This is a genomic window from Lysobacter sp. KIS68-7, from assembly GCF_021284745.1.
Taxonomy (GTDB): domain Bacteria; phylum Pseudomonadota; class Gammaproteobacteria; order Xanthomonadales; family Xanthomonadaceae; genus Noviluteimonas.
This window is the reverse complement of sequence record NZ_CP089925.1, coordinates 383,271-401,212: the sequence shown is the minus strand read 5'-3', so window position 1 is coordinate 401,212 and position 17,942 is coordinate 383,271. Positions and strand designations below refer to the sequence as shown.

The following is a 17,942-nucleotide window of genomic DNA, read 5'->3' as shown; positions in this document are numbered from 1 at the left end:
GCATCAGCCTGCATCGAACGCCGCGCGGATCCAGCGCAGGTCGGGATGCTCGGGATCGCCGCTGGCCTCGATGACGTCGAAACGGCAGGGCCGCTGCGCGAGGGCAGGGAAGCGCTTGAGGAACATCGCCGCCGCGCGCACCAGGCGCCCTTGCTTGCGCAGGTCCACCGACGCCGCGCCACCGCCGAACGCCGCGCTGCCGCGGTAACGCACTTCGATGAACACGATGCAGTCGCCCTCGCGCATCACCAGGTCGAGTTCGCCGAAGCGGCACTGCGCGTTGGCCGCGATGTCGTGCAGGCCCGCAAGCAAAAGATGCCTGCGGGCGGCGGCTTCGACGGCGAAACCGCGTGCGCGGCGATCGAGGCCGCGCGCGGATCGGCGCGGCCGGGAAGCAGTGTCAGCGCGCGGCGGCGGCATCCGGGAGCGGCACGGGCGAACCGCCGCTGAAGGTCGACCACGTGGGCGTATGCAGGACATTGCCGAAGCCATCCAGGCGCAGCACGCCGGTGGCGCCATCGATGCGGCCGTTGGCGTCGAGGGCGAGCTTCTCGAGGAACGCAGTGATCAGCCACGCGTCGTAGCCGAAGGCGAACAGACGCGCGCCGCCGCCGCGTGCGGACTTCAGACGCGACGCGACGCTGCTGGCGGACGGCAGGCCGGACACGCCGCGCACCGTCCAGGGTTCGGTCGGATAGGCGATGCCGTCGAGCACCATGTCTTCCGAAGGCTTTTCGCCCGTGCCCGTGAGCAGCTGCGACGTCGCCACGCGCGGCTTGCCTGCGAGCCCGGCGGTGCCGAGCAGCGGCGCGACCATCCGCGCTTCCGATGCCCGCATCGCAAGGAAGACCGCGTCGACGGTGCCGGCTTTCTGCACCGCGGCCTGCAGGCGCGGCTGGAACGCCAGCGCATCGGCACCGACGTCGAGCGTATCGACGACCGCACCGCCGCGTTCGGCCAGGCGATCGCGCAGCGCTGCGGCGGCGCGGCGCATGCCGTCGTCGTTGCCGGTGAGCACGAGCACGCGCTTGGCGTTGCGCGCGAGCAGGAATTCCGCGGCCGCGATGCCATCGTCTTCCGGCGACAGCGAGAAGCTCGCGCTGCCGGCCGGCGGCGCCACGCTGCTGCGATTCAACGCGAGCATCGGCACCGTCAGCTGTGCATCGCGGAACACGGCCGTGACTTCATCCCGGCCCAGCGGGCCGAGGACGAAATCGTTGCCTTCCGCCACGGCCTTGGCGTACGCGGCGACCGCGCCGCCGGGCGTGCCTGCGGTGTCGTAGAACGCCACTTCCGGGCGCGCGCGCGTTTCGCCGTAGTAACCGGTGAGGAAACCGTCGCGCACCGGCGCGGCGGCCGGCGCGAGGCTGCCCGACAAGGGCAGCAGCACCGCGAGCTTCACCGGCGGGCGATAGCCGTCGCGATCGGCGGGCGGGCGCTTGTCGAAGTGCCATGCGCCGCGATCGAAGGGCCGCGGAAGCGGCAGGCCGCGCGCGAGCAGCGCATGGCCGGCGTAGGGGTAGAGCGGATCGCCGGCGGGCAGCGCCGCGGCGTTGCTCGAGAGCGTGGCGTTGTCCAGGCCCGCGAGCAGGCGTTCGATGTTGCGGCGGTTCGCGGCCACCTGGTCGGCGGGCAGCGTGCCTTCGTTCTTCGCCAGGTCGCGCGCCTGCACGAAGGCGGGATCCAGCTTCACTTCAGACGGACCGGCCGGACCCGTGGTGGTGACCGTGGCACACGCGGCCATCCCGGCCGCCAGCGCGACGACGAGCAGCGCGCGCAGGAGTCGTTTCCATTCGAAGCGGTGCGGGGTTGCGGGCATCGGGTCCTCGGTGCGGGCGCGGCATGGCGGGAAGCGGCTAGGATTCTACCTGCCGACCGTCGCCGCGGTTGCCGACGGACTTCCCCAATGCAGCCTCGCCCCGGAACCCTTCACGTCGTCGCCACGCCCATCGGAAACCTGGGCGACCTGTCGCCGCGCGCGCTCGAAACGCTGCGCACCGTCGATGCGATCTGCGCCGAGGACACGCGCCACACGCGCCAACTGCTCTCGCATTACGGCATCGAGCGGCCGTTGGTGGCGCTGCACGAACACAACGAAGACCTGCTGGCCGAACGCCTCGTCGCGCGGCTGCAAGCCGGTGAATCGCTCGCGCTGGTGTCCGATGCGGGCACGCCGCTGGTGAGCGACCCCGGCTTCCGCCTCGTGCGCGCCGCCCGCGCGGCCGGCCTGAAGGTGAGCCCCGTGCCTGGCGCCTGTGCCTTCGTCGCCGCCCTCAGCGTGGCCGGCCTGCCGAGCGATCGCCTCGTCTTCGAAGGTTTCCTCCCGGCAAAGGCGAGCGCCCGCCGCGAGCGCCTCGCACCGCTCGCCGCCGAAACCCGCACGCTCGCCTTCTACGAATCCGCGCACCGCATCGAGGAAGCGCTCGCCGACATGGCGACGATCTTCGGTGGCGACCGCCGCGCCGTGATCGCCCGCGAACTCACCAAGCTCTTCGAAACCGTCCTCGACGGAACGCTCGCGGACCTGCAGGCCCGCGTCGCCGAAGACCCGAACCAGCGCAAGGGCGAATTCGTGGTCCTCGTCCAGGGCGCAGGCGACGACGCAGACGCCCGCATCGCCGAAGGCAAGCGCCTGTACGCAAAACTCGGCGAGCACCTGCCGCCGTCCACCGCCGCGAAACTCGCGGCCGAGCTCAGCGGTGCGCCGCGCAAGGCTTTGTATGGCAGTTGAAAGAATCGCGTGGTCCTGCGTCCTCGACGACGTCCCGTCGATCTGGTCCTCCTTCACCCCATGGTTGGCGACCGCGCTCGGCCCGGGCGGCATCGAGGCGCGCGACATCGTCGTGCACCACGCAGCGCCGCTGCGCGCCGACATCGAAGCGATGTGCCGCGCGCGCGGCGTGCGCACGGTGGCGGTGGCGAAGTTCGATCCGCGCAGTCCGCATTGCAACAAGATCCGCCAGGTCGAAACCGATTTCGGCGACGCGCAGTGCGTGGTGCTGATGGATTGCGACATGGCATTTGCCGCGCCGCTGCCCATCGCGCGCATCGCGGCACCTGTCGCCGGCAAGCTCGTGGATGCCGCCAATCCGCCCTTGCCCGTGTTGCGCAACGTGTTCGCCGCCGCGGCCCTGCCACTGCCGGAAGTGCGCACGAATGCGCGCCGCGATCCCAATGGCGTGCTGGTGCCGTTCGATACCTTGGCCGGCAATTTCAACGGCGGCCTGTACATCGTCGACGCGCGCGCCCTGCGCGATTCACTGGGACCGCGCTGGGCGCACTGGGCCCGTTGGTTGCTCGAACGACTCGACCTGCTCGAACGCTGGCGCGTGCACGTCGACCAGGTGGCCTTCTGCCTGGCGCTCGCCGAAAGCGGCCTGCACGCGGAGCTGCTGTCCGACGTCTGGAATTTCCCGACGCACATGCGCGTGACACCGACCGCAGAAGCACCGCTGCTGCTGCACCATCACGGCCACCTCGATCCGCACATGCGCCTGGACGCGCGCGCAGCGCCCGAAGCCGCCGCATCCATCGCGCGCGCAAATGCCGCGATCGATGCCTTCCAGCGCGAGGGCTTCGACAACCGCACGTTCTGGAACCACCGTTATGCCGCCCATCCCGCGCTCGGCAGCGGCCTGGGCTCGCGTGGCGACGTGCTGGAGCGCAAGCACGCACTGCTCGCCGCGCTGGCCGAGCTCGCACCGGAGGCGTCGCTGCTCGACTGGGGCTGCGGCGACCTGGAGGTCTCGCGCACGCTGCGTTTCACCGATGGCACCGGCGTGGACATCGCGACAGAAGCCCTGCGCGTCGCGCGCGGGAAGCGCCCGGACTGGCGCTTCATGACGCCGGCGGAATTCGATGCCGACGACCGCCAGGCACGCGACTTCGTCTTCTGCCTCGACGTCCTCATCCACCAGCGCAGTCGCGAGGACTACGCGCAGCTGTTGCAACGACTCGCCCCGCTCGCACGCACCGGCCTGCTCGTCGCCGGCTACGACGCCAATCCCCACGTCAGCTCGCACATCACGTATTTCCACGAACCGCTGCACGCGACGCTCGCATCGCTCCCTGAAGTCCTGGAGTCGGTGCCCCTCATGGAATATCGCGACACCACCCTCTATTTCGCCGCGACAAGCGAAGCCGGCCGCGCCCTGGCCCACCGCCTCCGCGAAAGCACCGTTGCGTAACCCTCGTTGCTTCACCACTAAAAAGGCCCGCTTGCGCGGGCCTTTTTAGTGGCGGAGTCGGCGTATAAGCCGGGTTCTGTCTGAGACAACCATTCCTCTAGGCGCATCGTCACCGATACGCTCGAGCGGCCTACCCGGACCTGACGCGGGCAACGTCATGGGGTCCCTATTTGGCCTTGCTCCCGGTGGGGTTTGCCGTGCCGGTCCGTTGCCGGACTCGCGGTGCGCTCTTACCGCACCATTTCACCCTTGCCTGATCCCCGAGGGGCCATCGGCGGTTTCTTTCTGTTGCACTTTCCGTCGGCTCGCGCCGCCCAGGCGTTACCTGGCACCGTGCCCTGTGGAGCCCGGACTTTCCTCGGCGCGCTTTCGCGCGACGCGGCTGTCCCACCAACTCCGCCGGGGCGCATTGTGGACCAGCCGGCGGTGTCGCGGGGTGGTGCGATGCAACATCGGCCGGCCGCCCGGGGATGGGCGCCCGGAGGGCCGGGCCTCACATGGCCTTCACGGGCTCGGAAATCTCACAATCTGAGACGATTCAACAGCTAGTGGATAAGTCTTGAACAAGACTCTGAAGTTCGCTGCAAGCCATTGATGCGAAAAGCGAAAAGTTCTCCAAAGTCCTGTTGACAACCCTGTGGGCCGGGCCTAACGTGGCGACTCGTGGGAAAACCGGGAGATTCGTGGTTTTCCTCCATCAACAGTCCGCGACAGACGGGCGAAACCGGGCAGGGCGATGTTCCAGGGTGAGACCGCCATCACAATCGACGACAAGGGCCGGCTGGCGATTCCGACCAGTTACCGGGACCAGGTCGCGCGCGAGAGCGGAAACCGGCTGGTCGTCACCTACAACCCCTTCGACTCCGGTTGCCTCTACCTGTACCCGCAAACGGTCTGGGAGCGCGTGCGCGACCAGGTCAACGCCTTGCCGCGCACCAAGAGCGTCAGCCGCAACCTGCAGCTGAAGCTCGTCGGCGCGGCCACCTTCGTCGAACCCGATGGCAGCGGCCGCATTTCGCTGCCGGCGAGCCATCGCAATGCGGTGGGCATCGACAAGAAGGCGGTGCTGCTGGGCATGGGCGACAAGTTCGAATTGTGGAGCGAGCAGGCGCACCTGGCGCAGATCCGGCAAACCCTCACGGATGCCGATCTGAGCGACGTGCCGCTCGACTTGCAACTGTGACCGCCGGTGGCGCGGATGCCCGGTCCGCCCACCTTCCGGTCTTGTACGCGCAGGTCATGGAAGGCCTTCGCGTGGTGCGGGAGGGACGTTACCTGGATGGCACGTTCGGTCGCGGCGGTCACGCCCGCGGCGTGCTCGAACAGTTGGGCCCGGGAGGGCGATTGCTGCTGATGGACAAGGACCCCGAGGCGATCGCGGTGGCCGAAAGCAATTTCGGTGCGGATGCGCGCGTCTCGATCCGCCGCGGCAGCTTCGCGGACCTCGGCACCTGGGACCTCGCACGCGAAGGCCTCGACGGCATCCTGCTCGACCTCGGTATGTCCTCGCCGCAGCTGGACGTCGCCGAGCGCGGCTTCAGCTTCGCCAAGGACGGTCCGCTCGACATGCGCATGGATCCGGATTCCGGCGAGAGCGCCGCGCAGTGGCTCGCCCGCGCCGACGAGCGCGAGATCGCCGATGTGCTGTTCACCTACGGCGAAGAACGCCAGTCGCGCCGCATCGCGCGCACGATCGTCGCGCGCCGCGCCACGCAACCGCTTGAACGCACCGCGCAGCTCGCCGATCTCATCGCCTCGGTCATGCCGCGCGGCGATTCCAAGATCCATCCGGCCACGCGTTCGTTCCAGGCCATCCGCATCTTCATCAACCGCGAGCTCGCCGATCTCGAAGCGGGCCTCGACGCCGCACACGCGTGCCTCAAGCCCGGCGGCCGCCTCGCGGTGATTTCCTTCCACTCGCTGGAAGACCGCATCGTCAAGCAGTACATCGCGCGCCACGCGAAGGCGCCGCCGACGAATCGCCGCATGCCCGTCGTGCCGGATTTCATCCCGACGCTGCTGGCCATCGGCGATGCAACGAAGGCCGACGCCGCCGAACTCGCCGCCAATCCCCGCGCGCGCAGCGCCGTGCTGCGCGTCGCCGAAAAACTGGCGGTGCCGACGTGAGCCTGCGCCTCTTCCTCGCGTTCCTGATCGTGGCGAACGTCGCTTCGGCGATCGCCGTGGTGTATGCGCGCCACGAACATCGCCAGCTGTTCGTCTCCTTCAAGTCGCTCATCCGCGAACGCGACGAGCTCAACATCGACTTCGGCAGGCTGCAGCTCGAACAGGCCACCTGGGCCGAAAGCAATCGCATCGACCAGGTCGCACGCAATCGCCTCGGCATGGTGTTCCCCGAGGCCGACGAAACCGTGGTGGTGCGACCGTGAGGCCCGGCATGCCAGGCTCCGACAAGCGCGCCGCCGGCCAGGGCGGCTTTCGCGCTTTGATGGGGCGCGTGCTGCAGAAGGGCGAAAGCCGGCAGAAGCCGCGCGGGCGCGCGCAATTCAACCTGCGCGGTCGCCTGGCGATCGTCGCCGGCACGCTCGGCCTGTGCTCGCTGACGCTGCTCGGTCGCGCGTTCGACCTGCAGGTCGTCGACAACGATTTCTACCAGGCGCAGGGTGCGGCGCGCTTCCTGCGCGAGATTCCGATCCCGACCTCGCGCGGCATGATCACCGACCGCAACGGCGAGCCGCTCGCGGTGTCCACGCCGGTCGAATCGATCTGGGCGAATCCGCAGATCCTGCTGAAGTACCCGCAGCGTTTGCCGCAACTCGCCGATGCGCTCGGCGTGCCGGTCGACCACCTGACGCGCAAGCTCTCGCAGCGCGCGGACAAGGAGTTCGTCTACCTGCAGCGCCGGATGATGCCGGAAGCGGCGCAGGCGATCGTCAAGCTCGAAATCCCGGGCGTGTTCTCACAGCGCGAATACCGTCGCTTCTATCCGCAGGGCGATGCGATCGCGCACGTGCTCGGCTTCACCAACATCGACGACCGCGGCCAGGAAGGCCTGGAGCTCGCGTTCGACGAATGGCTGCGCGGTACACCGGGCGCCGAGAAGGTGATCCGCGATCGCCGCGGCCGCATCGTCGAGAACGTCGACCTCGTGCGCGCCGCCGAACCCGGCAAGGACCTCACGCTGTCGATCGACCGCCGCATCCAGTTCCTGGCGTATCGCGAACTGCGCAATGCGCTGCTGGAGAAGGGCGCGACCAGCGGTTCGGCCGTCGTGCTCGACGTGGCGACGGGCGAAGTGCTGGCGATGGTGAACCTGCCGTCGTTCAACCCGAACGCGGTGGAAGGCAGCGACCGCGATGCGCACCGCAACCGCTCGGTGACGGACCTGTTCGAGCCGGGCTCGACGATGAAGCCCATCACCGTCGCCGCCGCGCTCGAAACGCACGCCATCACGCCGCAGACGAAGTTCGACACGAATCCGGGCTGGATCCCGAACGGCCGCTTCCGCACGACCGACACGCACAACTACGGCGTGCTCGACACGACGGGCGTGATCACCAAGAGCTCCAACATCGGCGCGGCGTTGATCGTGCACCGCCTGTCGGATCAAACCTTCTACAACTACGTGCGCAAGCTCGGCTATGGCCAGAGCACGCACAGCGGTTTCCCCGGCGAAGCGGCGGGTTTGTTCCCGTCGCCCGAACGCTGGAGCGGCACCACGAAGCAGACGATGGCCTACGGTTACGGCTTGAGCGTGACGCCGTTGCAGGTCGCGCAGGCGTACGCTGCCATTGGCAACGGCGGCAAGATGATCGCGCCGACGTTCGTGAAGGGCCAACGCAACGAGGCCCACCAGGTGATGGACCCGGTCGTCGCCAACGAAGTGCTGCGCATGATGGAAACCGTGACGTTGCCGGGCGGCACCGCCACGCAGGCGCGCATCCTCGGTTACCGCGTCGCAGGCAAGACCGGCACCGCGCGCAAGGCGAGCGCGGGCGGTTATGCGCGTCGTTACGTCGCGTTCTTCGCAGGCCTGGTGCCCGCGAGCAACCCGCGCTTCTCGATGGTGGTGGTGATCAACGATCCCGCGCCGGAGCTCGCCTACGTCGGCGGCCTGGTCTCCGCGCCGGTCTTCCACAACGTGATGGATGGTGCGCTGCGTTTGATGGACGTGGCACCGGACGATCTCGATGCATGGCTCGCCGCGCAGGCGGCAGCGGAAGCCAAGCGCCATCCGAAGCCGGCGGTGCCGGTCGGCGCCACGCAGGTCGCAGGCGCGACCGCTGCGGCGCCTGCCGCAGCGACGCCGGCCGCGACGACGGGAGCGCTGCGATGACCCGCGCGATGCGCCTGTCCGAACTTTTGCCCGATATCGCCGCCGTGCCGGCCGCACTGGAAATCACCGGCCTGGTGATGGACAGCCGTGCGGTGAAGCCGGGCGATGGCTTCGTCGCCATCGCCGGATTCGGTGCGCACGGTCTGCTGTTCGCCGACAAGGCGAAGGCCGCGGGTGCGCGCGCGATCCTGTTCGAACCGCCGGCGCCGATCGATGCGCCCGCGCCTGCGGATGCCATCGCCGTGCCGGGCCTGCGCGCGCGCCTGGGCGAACTCGGCGACCACTTCCACGACCACCCCAGCCACGCGATGACGACCGTCGGCGTGACGGGCACGAACGGCAAGACCTCGACCGTGCAGCTGATTGCGCAGGCGTGGACGCTGCTCGGCACGCGCGCCGGCACCATCGGCACGCTCGGCGCGGGCCTGTACGGCCAGGCGGTGCCGACCGGCTTCACCACGCCGCTGGTGCTGCAGATGCACCAGCTGCTGGCCGAACTCCGCGACGAAGGCGCGCAGGCGCTTGCGATGGAAGTGAGCTCGCATGCGCTCGACCAGCAGCGCGTGGCGGGCGTGCACTTCGATGTCGCGGTGTTCACCAACCTCACGCGCGATCACCTGGATTACCACGGCGACATGGCGACCTACGGCGCGGCGAAGGCCAAGCTGTTCGGTTGGCCGGGCCTGCGCTCGGCGGTGATCAACCTCGACGACGATTACGGCCGCGCACTGTTCGACGCGCTGCACCCGAGCCTGCGCAGCATCGGGACGAGCGCGCGGGGCGTGGACGATGCGAACGTGCGCGCCGAGCACATCGCGCTCGACAACCGCGGCGTCGCATTCGACCTCGTGGTCGAGGGCGCGCGTCATCGTGTGGAATCGCCGCTGCTCGGTCGCTTCAACGTCGACAACCTGCTCGCGGTCGCCGGCGTGCTCACGGCGCTCGACGTGCCGTCGGCCGACGTCGCCGACGTGCTCTCTCGCCTGCAGCCGATCCACGGCCGCATGAATCGGCTGGGCGGACACGATGCGCTGCCGCTGGTCGTGGTCGATTACGCCCACACGCCGGATGCGCTGGACCAGGCCTTGTCCTCGCTGCGCGCGCACGCCGCGGCGAAGCTCGTTTGCGTGTTCGGCTGCGGCGGCGAACGCGACCGCGGCAAGCGCCCGCAGATGGCCGCGATCGCCGAGCGCCTCGCCGACCGCGTGTTCGTCACCGACGACAATCCGCGCGGCGAGGACGGCGACGTGATCGTGGCCGACATCATGGCCGGCTTCAGCGATGCGATGCGCCACGATGCACGCCTGGCGGTCGAACGCGACCGTGGCGCCGCCATCGCGCGCGCCGTCGGCGAAGCGGGCCCGAACGACATCGTGCTCATCGCCGGAAAGGGCCACGAGCCCTACCAGGAAATCCACGGCGTGAAGCATCCCTTCGACGACACGGACGTCGCGCGACGCGCGCTTGGGGGCAACGCATGATCGCCATGCCGCTGTCGCGGATCGCGAACATGGTGGGCGGGCGCGTCATCGGCGAGGACGTCACCGTCGACCTGCCCGCGACCGACACGCGCAACATGCCGCGCGGACGCGCGCTGTTCATCGCGCTGAAGGGCGAGCGCTTCGACGGCCACGACCACCTGCGCGAAGCCGTGCGCAACGGCGCCGTCGCCGCGCTGGTCTCGCGCGAATCCGATGCGGGCCTGCCGCAGATCTTGGTGGCCGACACCGAGCGCGCGCTTGCGGCCTTCGCCGCGGCGGTGCAGCGCGAGCGCCGCACCAAGGTCATCGCGATCACCGGCAGCAACGGCAAGACCAGCGTGAAGACGCTGGTGCTGTCCATCCTGCGCGAAGCGTTCCCGCAAGCGGGCGACGTGTACGCCAACCCGGGCAATCGCAACAACGAGATCGGCCTGCCGCTCGCCGTACTCGAAGCGCCGGAAGACGCGCGCTTCGCCGTGTACGAGATGGGCGCGGGCAAGCCGGGCGACATCGCGTATCTCACTGCGATCGCGCGCCCGGACATCAGCGTGGTGAACAACATCGCGCCGGCGCACCTGGAACGCATGGGCAGCCTGCTCGGCGTGGCCGACACCAAGGGCGCGATCTACGACGCGCTGCCCGCGGACGGTGTCGCCGTGATCAACGCCGACGACGCGTTCGCGCCGTACTTCGCCGAGCGCGCACACGGCCGCCGCCTGATCCGCTTCGGCCTGGACGCCAGCAGCGACGTGACCGCGCAGGCGATCGAGCTCGATGCCGAAAGCGCGCGCTTCCTGATGGTCACGCCCATCGGCGAAGTTGAAGTGGACCTGGCGATGCAGGGGCGTCACAACGTCCTGAACGCACTCGCGGCCGCGTCGATCGCGTTGGGCGCGGGTGTGGAACCGGAAGCGATCGCCGCCGGCCTGGCCGCCGCGCGCCCGGTGGCCGGTCGCCTGGTCGCGCACAAGTTGTCGAGCGGCGCGGTGCTGATCGACGACAGCTACAACGCCAATCCGGGTTCGCTCAACGCCGCCATCGACACGCTCGCCTCCAGTGGCGATCGCGCCTGGCTGGTGCTCGGCGACATGCGCGAACTCGGCGCCGACGCCGAACTGCTGCACGCCGAAGCCGGCCGCCGCGCGAAGAGCGCCGGCATCGAACGCCTGTATGCGCTGGGTCCGCTCAGCCAGCACGCGGTCGAGGCCTTCGGCGAAGACGGACATCATTTCGCGACGCACGCGCAACTGGCCGAAGCATTGCGCAGCGGCCTGCGCGAGGGCGTACGCGTGTTGGTCAAGGGGTCGCGCGGAAGCGCGATGGACAAGATCGTGTCGGCGCTGCTGCGCGACGAGGGGAACGATCCGCATGCTGCTTGAACTCTTCCGCTGGCTGGAACAACTGCAGAGCCTGTTCGGACTCTTCGGCTACCTCACGTTCCGCGGCATCCTCAGCGCGCTCACTGCGCTCGCACTCTCGCTGTGGTGGGGCCCGGCGGTCATCCGCCGCCTGGCGCAGCTCAAGGGCGGCCAGCCGATCCGCAAGGACGGCCCGCAGTCGCACTTCTCCAAGGCGGGCACGCCGACGATGGGCGGCGCGCTGATCCTGCTCACGATCATCGCCTCGGTGCTGCTGTGGGGCGACCTGCGCAACCGCTACGTGTGGCTCGTGCTCGCGGTGATGGTGGCTTTCGGCGCGATCGGCTGGTGGGACGACTGGATCAAGATCGTCAAGCGCGATCCCAACGGCATGAAGTCGCGCTGGAAGTACCTGCTGCAGTCGCTGTTCGGCCTCGGGGCCGGCCTGTTCCTCTGGTACACGGCGGATGCACCGGCGGCGACGAACTTCTACATCCCGTTCTTCAAGACGGTGGCGCTGCCGCTGGCCTCGATCACGTTCGTGGCGATCGCGTACTTCTGGATCGTCGGTTTCTCCAACGCGGTGAACCTCACCGACGGCCTCGATGGCCTCGCGATCATGCCGAGCGTGCTCGTCGCCTGCGCGCTGGGCGTGTTCGCCTACGCGTCGGGCAACGCGGTGTTCTCCGAGTACCTGCAAATTCCAGCGGTGCCCGGGGCAGGTGAACTCGTGATCATCTGCGCCGCCATCGCAGGCGCGGGATTGGGATTCCTCTGGTTCAACACCTATCCGGCCATGGTGTTCATGGGCGACATCGGTGCGCTCGCGCTCGGCGCGGTGCTCGGTTGCATCGCGGTGATCGTGCGCCAGGAACTCGTGCTGGTCGTGATGGGCGGCGTGTTCGTGATCGAAACGCTGTCGGTGATGATCCAGGTCGCCTCGTTCAAGCTCACGGGCAAGCGGGTGTTCCGCATGGCCCCCATCCACCACCACTTCGAGCTCAAGGGTTGGCCGGAGCCGCGCGTGATCGTGCGCTTCTGGATCATCTCCGTGATCCTCGTGCTGGTCGGTTTGGCCACGTTGAAGGTGCGCTGATGACCGACACCCCGCGCCAGGCGACACGACTCGACGCCATCGAAGGCCGCTTCGATCCGTGGCTGCTGGGCGCGTCGATCGCGCTCGCCTGCATGGGCGTGGTGATGGTCGCTTCGAGCTCGATCGCGATCGGCGAGGGGCTGAACGTCGGGCCGTTCTATTTCCTCACGCGCCATCTCGTGTTCCTGGCCGGCGGCGTCGGCCTGGCGCTGTGGATGATGCGCACCGAGCTGAAGACGATCGAATCGCACAACCAGTTGTTGCTGCTGGCCTGCTTCGTGTTGTTGCTGGCGGTGTTCGTGCCGGGCATCGGGCGCACGGTGAACGGCGCGCGCCGCTGGCTCAACCTGGGCGTCTCGAATTTCCAGGCGGTGGAAGCGGTCAAGCTGCTCTACATCGTGTGGCTGGCGAGCTACCTCGTGCGTTTCCGCGACGAGGTCAATGCGACGTGGAAGGCGATGCTTAAGCCGCTCGGCGTCGCCGTGGCGCTGGTGGGCCTGCTGATCCTGCAGCCGGACTTCGGTTCGCTCTCGCTCATCCTCGCCATCACCGCCGGCATGCTCGTGCTCGGCGGCGTGAACATGCCGCGCATGTTCGGCCCGGTGCTGGTCGGCCTGCCGGTCCTGGCGGCGATCGCGATCGCCGAACCGTATCGCGTGCGTCGCTTCACCTCCTTCATGAATCCCTGGGCCGATCCCTTCGACAGCGGCTACCAGCTAACGAATGCGCTGATGGCCGTGGGCCGCGGCGAAGTGTTCGGCGTGGGCCTGGGTGCGTCGGTGCAGAAGCTCTCCTACCTGCCCGAAGCGCATACCGACTTCATCCTCGCGGTCATCGCGGAGGAACTCGGCCTGGTCGGCGTGTCGCTGGTGGTGGGCTTGTATGCGCTGCTCGCGGGCCGCGCGTTCTGGATCGGCCTGAAGTGCGTGGAGATGCGTCGCCACTTCGCGGGCTATTGCGCCTTCGGCATCGCGCTGTGGATGAGCCTGCAGAGTTTCGTGTCGATCGGCGTGAACCTCGGACTGCTGCCCACCAAGGGCCTGACGCTGCCGCTGATTTCCTCCGGCGGCTCGAGCGTGCTGATGACGTCCATGGCGCTCGGCCTGTTGCTGCGCGTGTCCTATGAACTCGATCGCGCCGAACGCCAGGTCGCGCGCCTGCGCGGCGAAGCGCTGCAGCCCTCGCCGGGCAACATGCCGGCGACCGCGCAGCCGGCAGCGGTTGCGGCAACGGCGAGCGTGCGCGGCACGAGCCGCCTGCGCCAGCGCATCGAACCGACCCTGGGGAAGCTCGGATGAGCGCACAAACCCCCAGCGTCATGATCCTCGCCGGCGGCACCGGCGGGCACATTTTTCCGGGCCTTGCGGTCGCGCACGCGCTGCGCGATCGCGGCGTCGACGTCACCTGGCTCGGTGCGGACGGCGGCATGGAAACGCGCCTGGTGCCGCAGCACGACATCGCCATCGACACGATCGCGGTGAAGGGCCTGCGCGGCAAGGGCATCGCCACGCTGCTCGGTGCGCCGCTGCGCGTGATCGGCGCGGTGCGCGCCGCCTCGCGCGTCGTCGCACGACGCAAGCCGCGCGCGGTCATCAGTTTCGGCGGCTACGCCGCGGGCCCAGGCGGCATGGCCGCGAAGCTCGCCGGCGTGCCGCTGATCGTCCACGAACAGAACCGCGCGCCGGGCTTCACCAATCGCGTGCTCGCGCGTTTCGCGCGCCGCGTCCTCACCGGTTTTCCGCAGACGTTCCGCAACATGATCGAAGAAGTGGTGGGCAATCCCGTGCGTGGCGAGATCGCGGCCGTCGCGCCGCCGCAGTTGCGCCTGGCCGACGCCGGCGATCGTTTCCGCCTGCTCGTGCTCGGCGGCAGCCAGGGCGCGCGTGCGTTGAACATGGCCGTGCCGCAGGCGCTGCGCGAACTCGCCGATGCGGGGATCGAAGTGCGCCACCAGTGCGGCGAAAAGCTGCGCGCCGATGCCGAAGCCGCGTATGCGCAGGCCGGCCTGAAGGCGAGCGTCGAACCTTTCATCGCCGACATGGCGGGTGCCTACGGCTGGGCGGACCTCGTGGTCTGCCGCGCGGGTGCGCTGACGCTCGCCGAACTGTGCGCCGCGGGCGTGGGCAGCGTGCTGGTGCCGTTCCCGCAGGCGGTAGACGACCACCAGACGCGCAACGCCGAGTTCCTCGTCGAACGCGGCGCGGCGGAACTGTTGCCGCAGGACGACCAACTCGCCGCGCGCCTGGTCGACGTGCTGCGCGAACTGCGCGCCGATCCCGCCAAGCGCATGGCGATGGCCCAAGCCGCGCGCGCCATCGCGAAGCCCGATGCCGCCGCGCGCGTGGCGGACATCGTGCTCGACGAAATCAAGCTGCGGGAGGCCGCGTGATGCCCAACGTGCAACGCCGCCTGCAGACCACCGGCGACCTCGCGAAGGCCTATCCGCGCGTGCACTTCATCGGCATCGGCGGCGTCGGGATGAGCGGGATCGCGGAGGTGCTGTGCACGCTCGGCTACCAGGTCTCGGGCTCGGACAACGCGGACAACGCGGTCACGCGTCGCCTCGCGCAGCTCGGCGCGAAGGTACATCGCGGCCACAGCGCGGCCAACGTGCTCGATACCGATTGCGTGGTGGTGTCAAGCGCGATCCGCAAGGACAACCCGGAACTGATGGAAGCGCGCGCACTGCGCATCCCCATCGTGCCGCGCGCGGAGATGCTTGCCGAGCTGATGCGCTTCCGCCGCGGCATCGCGGTGGCCGGCACGCACGGCAAGACGACCACGACCTCGCTCGTCGCCAGCGTGCTGGGCGAGGGCGGCATGGATCCAACCTTCGTCATCGGCGGCAAGCTGCTCGCGGCCGGCGCGAATGCGCGGCTCGGCGGCGGCCAGTGGCTGGTGGCCGAAGCGGATGAAAGCGATGGCAGCTTCCTGCGCCTGAACCCCGCGGTCGCGGTGGTCACCAACATCGACGCGGACCACCTCGAGAACTACGGCGGCGACTTCGCGAACGTGCAGGCCGCCTTCGCCGAGTTCCTGCATCGCCTGCCGTTCTACGGCCTGGCGGTGCTGTGCATCGACGATCCGGAAGTCGAAGCGCTTGCCAAGGACACGCCGCGCCACGTCATGAGCTACGGCTTCGCGCCGGAGGCCGACGTGCGCGCCGAAGACGTCCGCCAGGAAGGCGCGTGCATGCACTTCATGCTGCACCTGCCCGATGGTTCGCGCACGCAGGTGCAGCTCGCGCTGCCGGGACGCCACAACGTACAGAACGCGCTCGCCGCGGCGGCCATCGGTTGGCAGCTCGGCGTGGCGCCGGCGGCGATCGCCGCTGCACTCGCGAAGTTCGAAGGCATCGGCCGCCGCTTCAACGTGCTCGCGCAGCTGAAGACGGCGAAGGGCGCGACCGTGCAGTTGGTCGACGACTACGGCCACCACCCGAAGGAGCTCGAAGCGGTGTTCGCCGCGGCGCGCGGCGGTTGGCCGGACAAGCGCCTGGTCGTCGCGTTCCAGCCGCATCGCTACAGCCGCACGCGCGATCTGTTCGATGAGTTCGCGGCGGTGTTGTCGACGGTGGATGCGCTGGTGCTGACCGAGGTGTATCCGGCCGGCGAAGCGCCGATCACCGGTGCCGATGCGAAGGCGCTGGCACGTGCGATCCGCACGCGTGGCCGCGTGGATCCCATCGTGGTGGGGGGCGCAAGCGACCTGGCCGACGTGTTGCCGGATGTGTTGAACGACGGCGACCTGCTGTTGCTGATGGGGGCCGGCGACATCGGCGCCGCGGCGCAGCAGCTCGCCACGCAAGGTTTCGAAGGAGCAGGCAAGTGAACCGCGACAAATTCCCCCCGCTGCGCGTGACCGATCCGGCCGCATTCGGCCGCGTCGCCGTGCTGATGGGCGGCACCAGTTCCGAGCGCGAGGTTTCGCTCGACTCCGGCCGCAACGTGCTCGATGCGCTGCGTTCGCGCGGCATCGCCGCCGATGCGGTCGATGGCATTCCGAACCTGATCCGCGAATTGCAGGACAAGCATTTCACGCGCGTGTTCAACATCCTCCACGGCCATGCCGGCGGCGGCGAGGACGGCGTGCTGCAGGGCCTGCTCGATGCGATGGGCGTGCCGTACACCGGCTCGGGCGTGCTGGGCTCCGCGCTGAGCATGGACAAGATCCGCACCAAGCAGGTGTGGCTGTCGCTCGGTCTGCCGACGCCGCGTTACGTGCAGTTGGGCAAGGGCGCGGACGTGCATGCGGCGGCAAAGTCGCTCGGCCTGCCGGTGATCGTGAAGCCCGCGGCCGAAGGTTCCAGCGTGGGCGTTTCGCGCGTGTATTCCGAAGCCGACCTGGATGCCGCGATCGAACTGGCCAAGCGCTACATCGATGAGGAAGCGCGCGGCGAACTGCTGATGGAACAGCTGATCGAAGGCGACGAACTCACCGTCGCCGTGCTCGGCGACAACGCGCTGCCCTCGATCCGCATCGTGCCGAAGGGCCAGTGGTACGACTACCACGCCAAGTACGTGGCCGAAGACACGCAGTACCTGTGCCCGGGCCTGGACGGCGAAGCCGAAGAAGAAATCAAGCGCATCTCCGTGGCCGCGTTCAAGGCCGTGGACTGCAGCGGCTGGGCGCGCGTCGACGTGATGCGCGATCGCGCCACCGGCAAGTTCTACCTGCTCGAAGTGAACACCGCGCCGGGCATGACCAGCCACTCGCTGGTGCCCAAGGCCGCGCGCCAGGAAGGCATCGAGTTCGACGAGCTGTGCTGGCGCGTGCTCGAAACCTCGCTCGACCGCGACGGAGGTGGGCGCAAGTGAACGCCCTCCTGCGCATCCTCGCGTGGACCCTGGCGGTGGCGCTCGTCGCGCTGCCGGTGGTCGCGCTGCTCAACGGCTGGATCGCTTCCGAGCGGTGGCCGTTGCGCACGCTGCGCGTGCAGGGGTCGTTGCACAACGTCAACGAGCAGCAGTTGCGCGCGACGGTGCTGCCGTTTGCGAAGCGCGGCTTCTTCGCCGTGAAGCTCGAGGACGCGCAGGAAGCGGTGGCGCGCCTGCCGTGGGTGGAGCGCGCGGAAGTGCGCAAGCACTGGCCCGACGTGCTGGAAGTGCACGTGGTCGAGCACCGCCCGTTCGCGCGCTGGGGCGAGGACCGCCTGTTGTCCGAACACGGCCGCCTGTTCCCCGTGAAGGGGATTCGCGTGCCGGCCTCGCTGCCCTTGCTTGGCGGCCCCGATGCGCGCGTGCAGGACGTGGTCGCGCTCTACAACGAATCGCGCGTGTTGTTCGCCAGCACCGGCCAGGACGTGCGCGCGCTGAAGCTCGATGCGCGCGGCAGCTGGTCCCTGGTGCTCGCGGGCACCACGCCGGTCGCGGGCAGCACCGAGGTGATCGTGGGCCGCAGCGATGCGCGCCCGCGCCTGTCGCGCTTCGCGCGCCTGCTGCCGCAGCTGCTCGCGCAGCCGCAGGGCCTGCTGCGTCGCGCCGATCTTCGCTACACCAATGGCTTCGCGTTGCAGTGGGGCGA

At 69.1% G+C, this 17,942-nt stretch carries 13 protein-coding genes, 1 other RNA gene and 3 pseudogenes; 14 read left to right on the top strand and 3 right to left on the bottom strand.

Going from position 1 to position 17,942, the window contains the following annotated elements; all coding sequences use genetic code 11:
- Nucleotides 1–3: 3 nt before the first annotated feature.
- Together LVB87_RS01930 and LVB87_RS01925 are read right to left on the bottom strand one after the other, a co-directional pair.
- On the bottom strand, nt 4–420 hold the full coding sequence (locus tag LVB87_RS01930; RefSeq protein ID WP_232899235.1) for a YraN family protein: 417 nt from the start codon (nt 418–420) through the stop codon (nt 4–6).
- A pseudogene (locus tag LVB87_RS01925) lies at nt 401–1,618 on the bottom strand (penicillin-binding protein activator); the annotation flags it as partial. The gene LVB87_RS01930 and the pseudogene LVB87_RS01925, both read right to left, overlap by 20 nt.
- A 288-nt stretch (nt 1,619–1,906) precedes the next feature.
- Here LVB87_RS01925 and rsmI point away from each other — a divergent pair.
- Entirely contained in the window at nt 1,907–2,731 is an 825-nt protein-coding gene (gene rsmI / locus LVB87_RS01920; RefSeq protein ID WP_232899234.1) for a 16S rRNA (cytidine(1402)-2'-O)-methyltransferase, read from the top strand.
- Nucleotides 2,721–4,187, top strand: a complete 1,467-nt coding sequence (locus LVB87_RS01915; protein ID WP_232899233.1) for a class I SAM-dependent methyltransferase — start codon at nt 2,721–2,723, stop codon at nt 4,185–4,187. Before rsmI ends, LVB87_RS01915 begins: the two co-directional genes overlap by 11 nt.
- A gap of 49 nt (nt 4,188–4,236) precedes the next feature.
- On the opposite strand, the gene rnpB is transcribed toward LVB87_RS01915, so the two are convergent.
- Nucleotides 4,237–4,585, bottom strand: an RNA gene (gene rnpB, locus LVB87_RS01910) — RNase P RNA component class A.
- A 338-nt stretch (nt 4,586–4,923) separates the two neighbouring features.
- On the opposite strand from rnpB, the gene mraZ reads away from it, so the two are divergent.
- The 12 genes and pseudogenes from mraZ to LVB87_RS01850 all read left to right on the top strand — a co-directional run.
- Nucleotides 4,924–5,370: a division/cell wall cluster transcriptional repressor MraZ gene (mraZ, locus tag LVB87_RS01905; RefSeq protein ID WP_232899232.1), complete on the top strand. Its 447-nt coding sequence runs from the start codon at nt 4,924–4,926 to the stop codon at nt 5,368–5,370.
- Between the two features lie 56 nt (nt 5,371–5,426).
- Nucleotides 5,427–6,314: a 16S rRNA (cytosine(1402)-N(4))-methyltransferase RsmH gene (gene rsmH / locus LVB87_RS01900; protein ID WP_232900420.1), complete on the top strand. Its 888-nt coding sequence runs from the start codon at nt 5,427–5,429 to the stop codon at nt 6,312–6,314.
- A gap of 2 nt (nt 6,315–6,316) precedes the next feature.
- Nucleotides 6,317–6,577, top strand: a complete 261-nt coding sequence (gene ftsL, locus LVB87_RS01895; protein WP_232900418.1) for a cell division protein FtsL — start codon at nt 6,317–6,319, stop codon at nt 6,575–6,577.
- Nucleotides 6,578–6,636: 59 nt separating this feature from the next.
- The gene (locus LVB87_RS01890; protein ID WP_343223423.1) at nt 6,637–8,484 is read left to right on the top strand and encodes a penicillin-binding protein 2; all 1,848 of its coding nucleotides are present in this window, start codon (nt 6,637–6,639) and stop codon (nt 8,482–8,484) included.
- Nucleotides 8,481–9,965, top strand: coding sequence for a UDP-N-acetylmuramoyl-L-alanyl-D-glutamate--2,6-diaminopimelate ligase (locus tag LVB87_RS01885; protein ID WP_232899231.1), 1,485 nt, complete (start codon nt 8,481–8,483; stop codon nt 9,963–9,965). Before LVB87_RS01890 ends, LVB87_RS01885 begins: the two co-directional genes overlap by 4 nt.
- Nucleotides 9,962–11,344 carry a UDP-N-acetylmuramoyl-tripeptide--D-alanyl-D-alanine ligase gene (gene murF, locus LVB87_RS01880; protein ID WP_232899230.1) on the top strand — a complete coding sequence of 461 codons (1,383 nt, stop codon included), beginning with the start codon at nt 9,962–9,964 and terminating at the stop codon, nt 11,342–11,344. Before LVB87_RS01885 ends, murF begins: the two co-directional genes overlap by 4 nt.
- Nucleotides 11,334–12,419 carry a phospho-N-acetylmuramoyl-pentapeptide-transferase gene (mraY, locus tag LVB87_RS01875; protein WP_232899229.1) on the top strand — a complete coding sequence of 362 codons (1,086 nt, stop codon included), beginning with the start codon at nt 11,334–11,336 and terminating at the stop codon, nt 12,417–12,419. Before murF ends, mraY begins: the two co-directional genes overlap by 11 nt.
- Nucleotides 12,419–13,717, top strand: coding sequence for a putative lipid II flippase FtsW (ftsW, locus tag LVB87_RS01870; protein WP_232899228.1), 1,299 nt, complete (start codon nt 12,419–12,421; stop codon nt 13,715–13,717). The genes mraY and ftsW overlap by 1 nt, the downstream gene beginning before the upstream one ends.
- A pseudogene (gene murG / locus LVB87_RS01865) lies at nt 13,714–14,784 on the top strand (undecaprenyldiphospho-muramoylpentapeptide beta-N-acetylglucosaminyltransferase); the annotation flags it as partial. The gene ftsW and the pseudogene murG, both read left to right, overlap by 4 nt.
- A 32-nt stretch (nt 14,785–14,816) precedes the next feature.
- On the top strand, nt 14,817–16,250 hold the full coding sequence (gene murC / locus LVB87_RS01860) for a UDP-N-acetylmuramate--L-alanine ligase (protein WP_232900416.1): 1,434 nt from the start codon (nt 14,817–14,819) through the stop codon (nt 16,248–16,250).
- Complete coding sequence (locus tag LVB87_RS01855) at nt 16,247–17,236, top strand: D-alanine--D-alanine ligase (RefSeq protein ID WP_305067748.1); 990 nt, start codon at nt 16,247–16,249, stop codon at nt 17,234–17,236. Before murC ends, LVB87_RS01855 begins: the two co-directional genes overlap by 4 nt.
- Nucleotides 17,233–17,934, top strand: a pseudogene (locus tag LVB87_RS01850) (cell division protein FtsQ/DivIB); the annotation flags it as partial. The gene LVB87_RS01855 and the pseudogene LVB87_RS01850, both read left to right, overlap by 4 nt.
- Between the last annotated feature and the right edge of the window lie 8 nt (nt 17,935–17,942).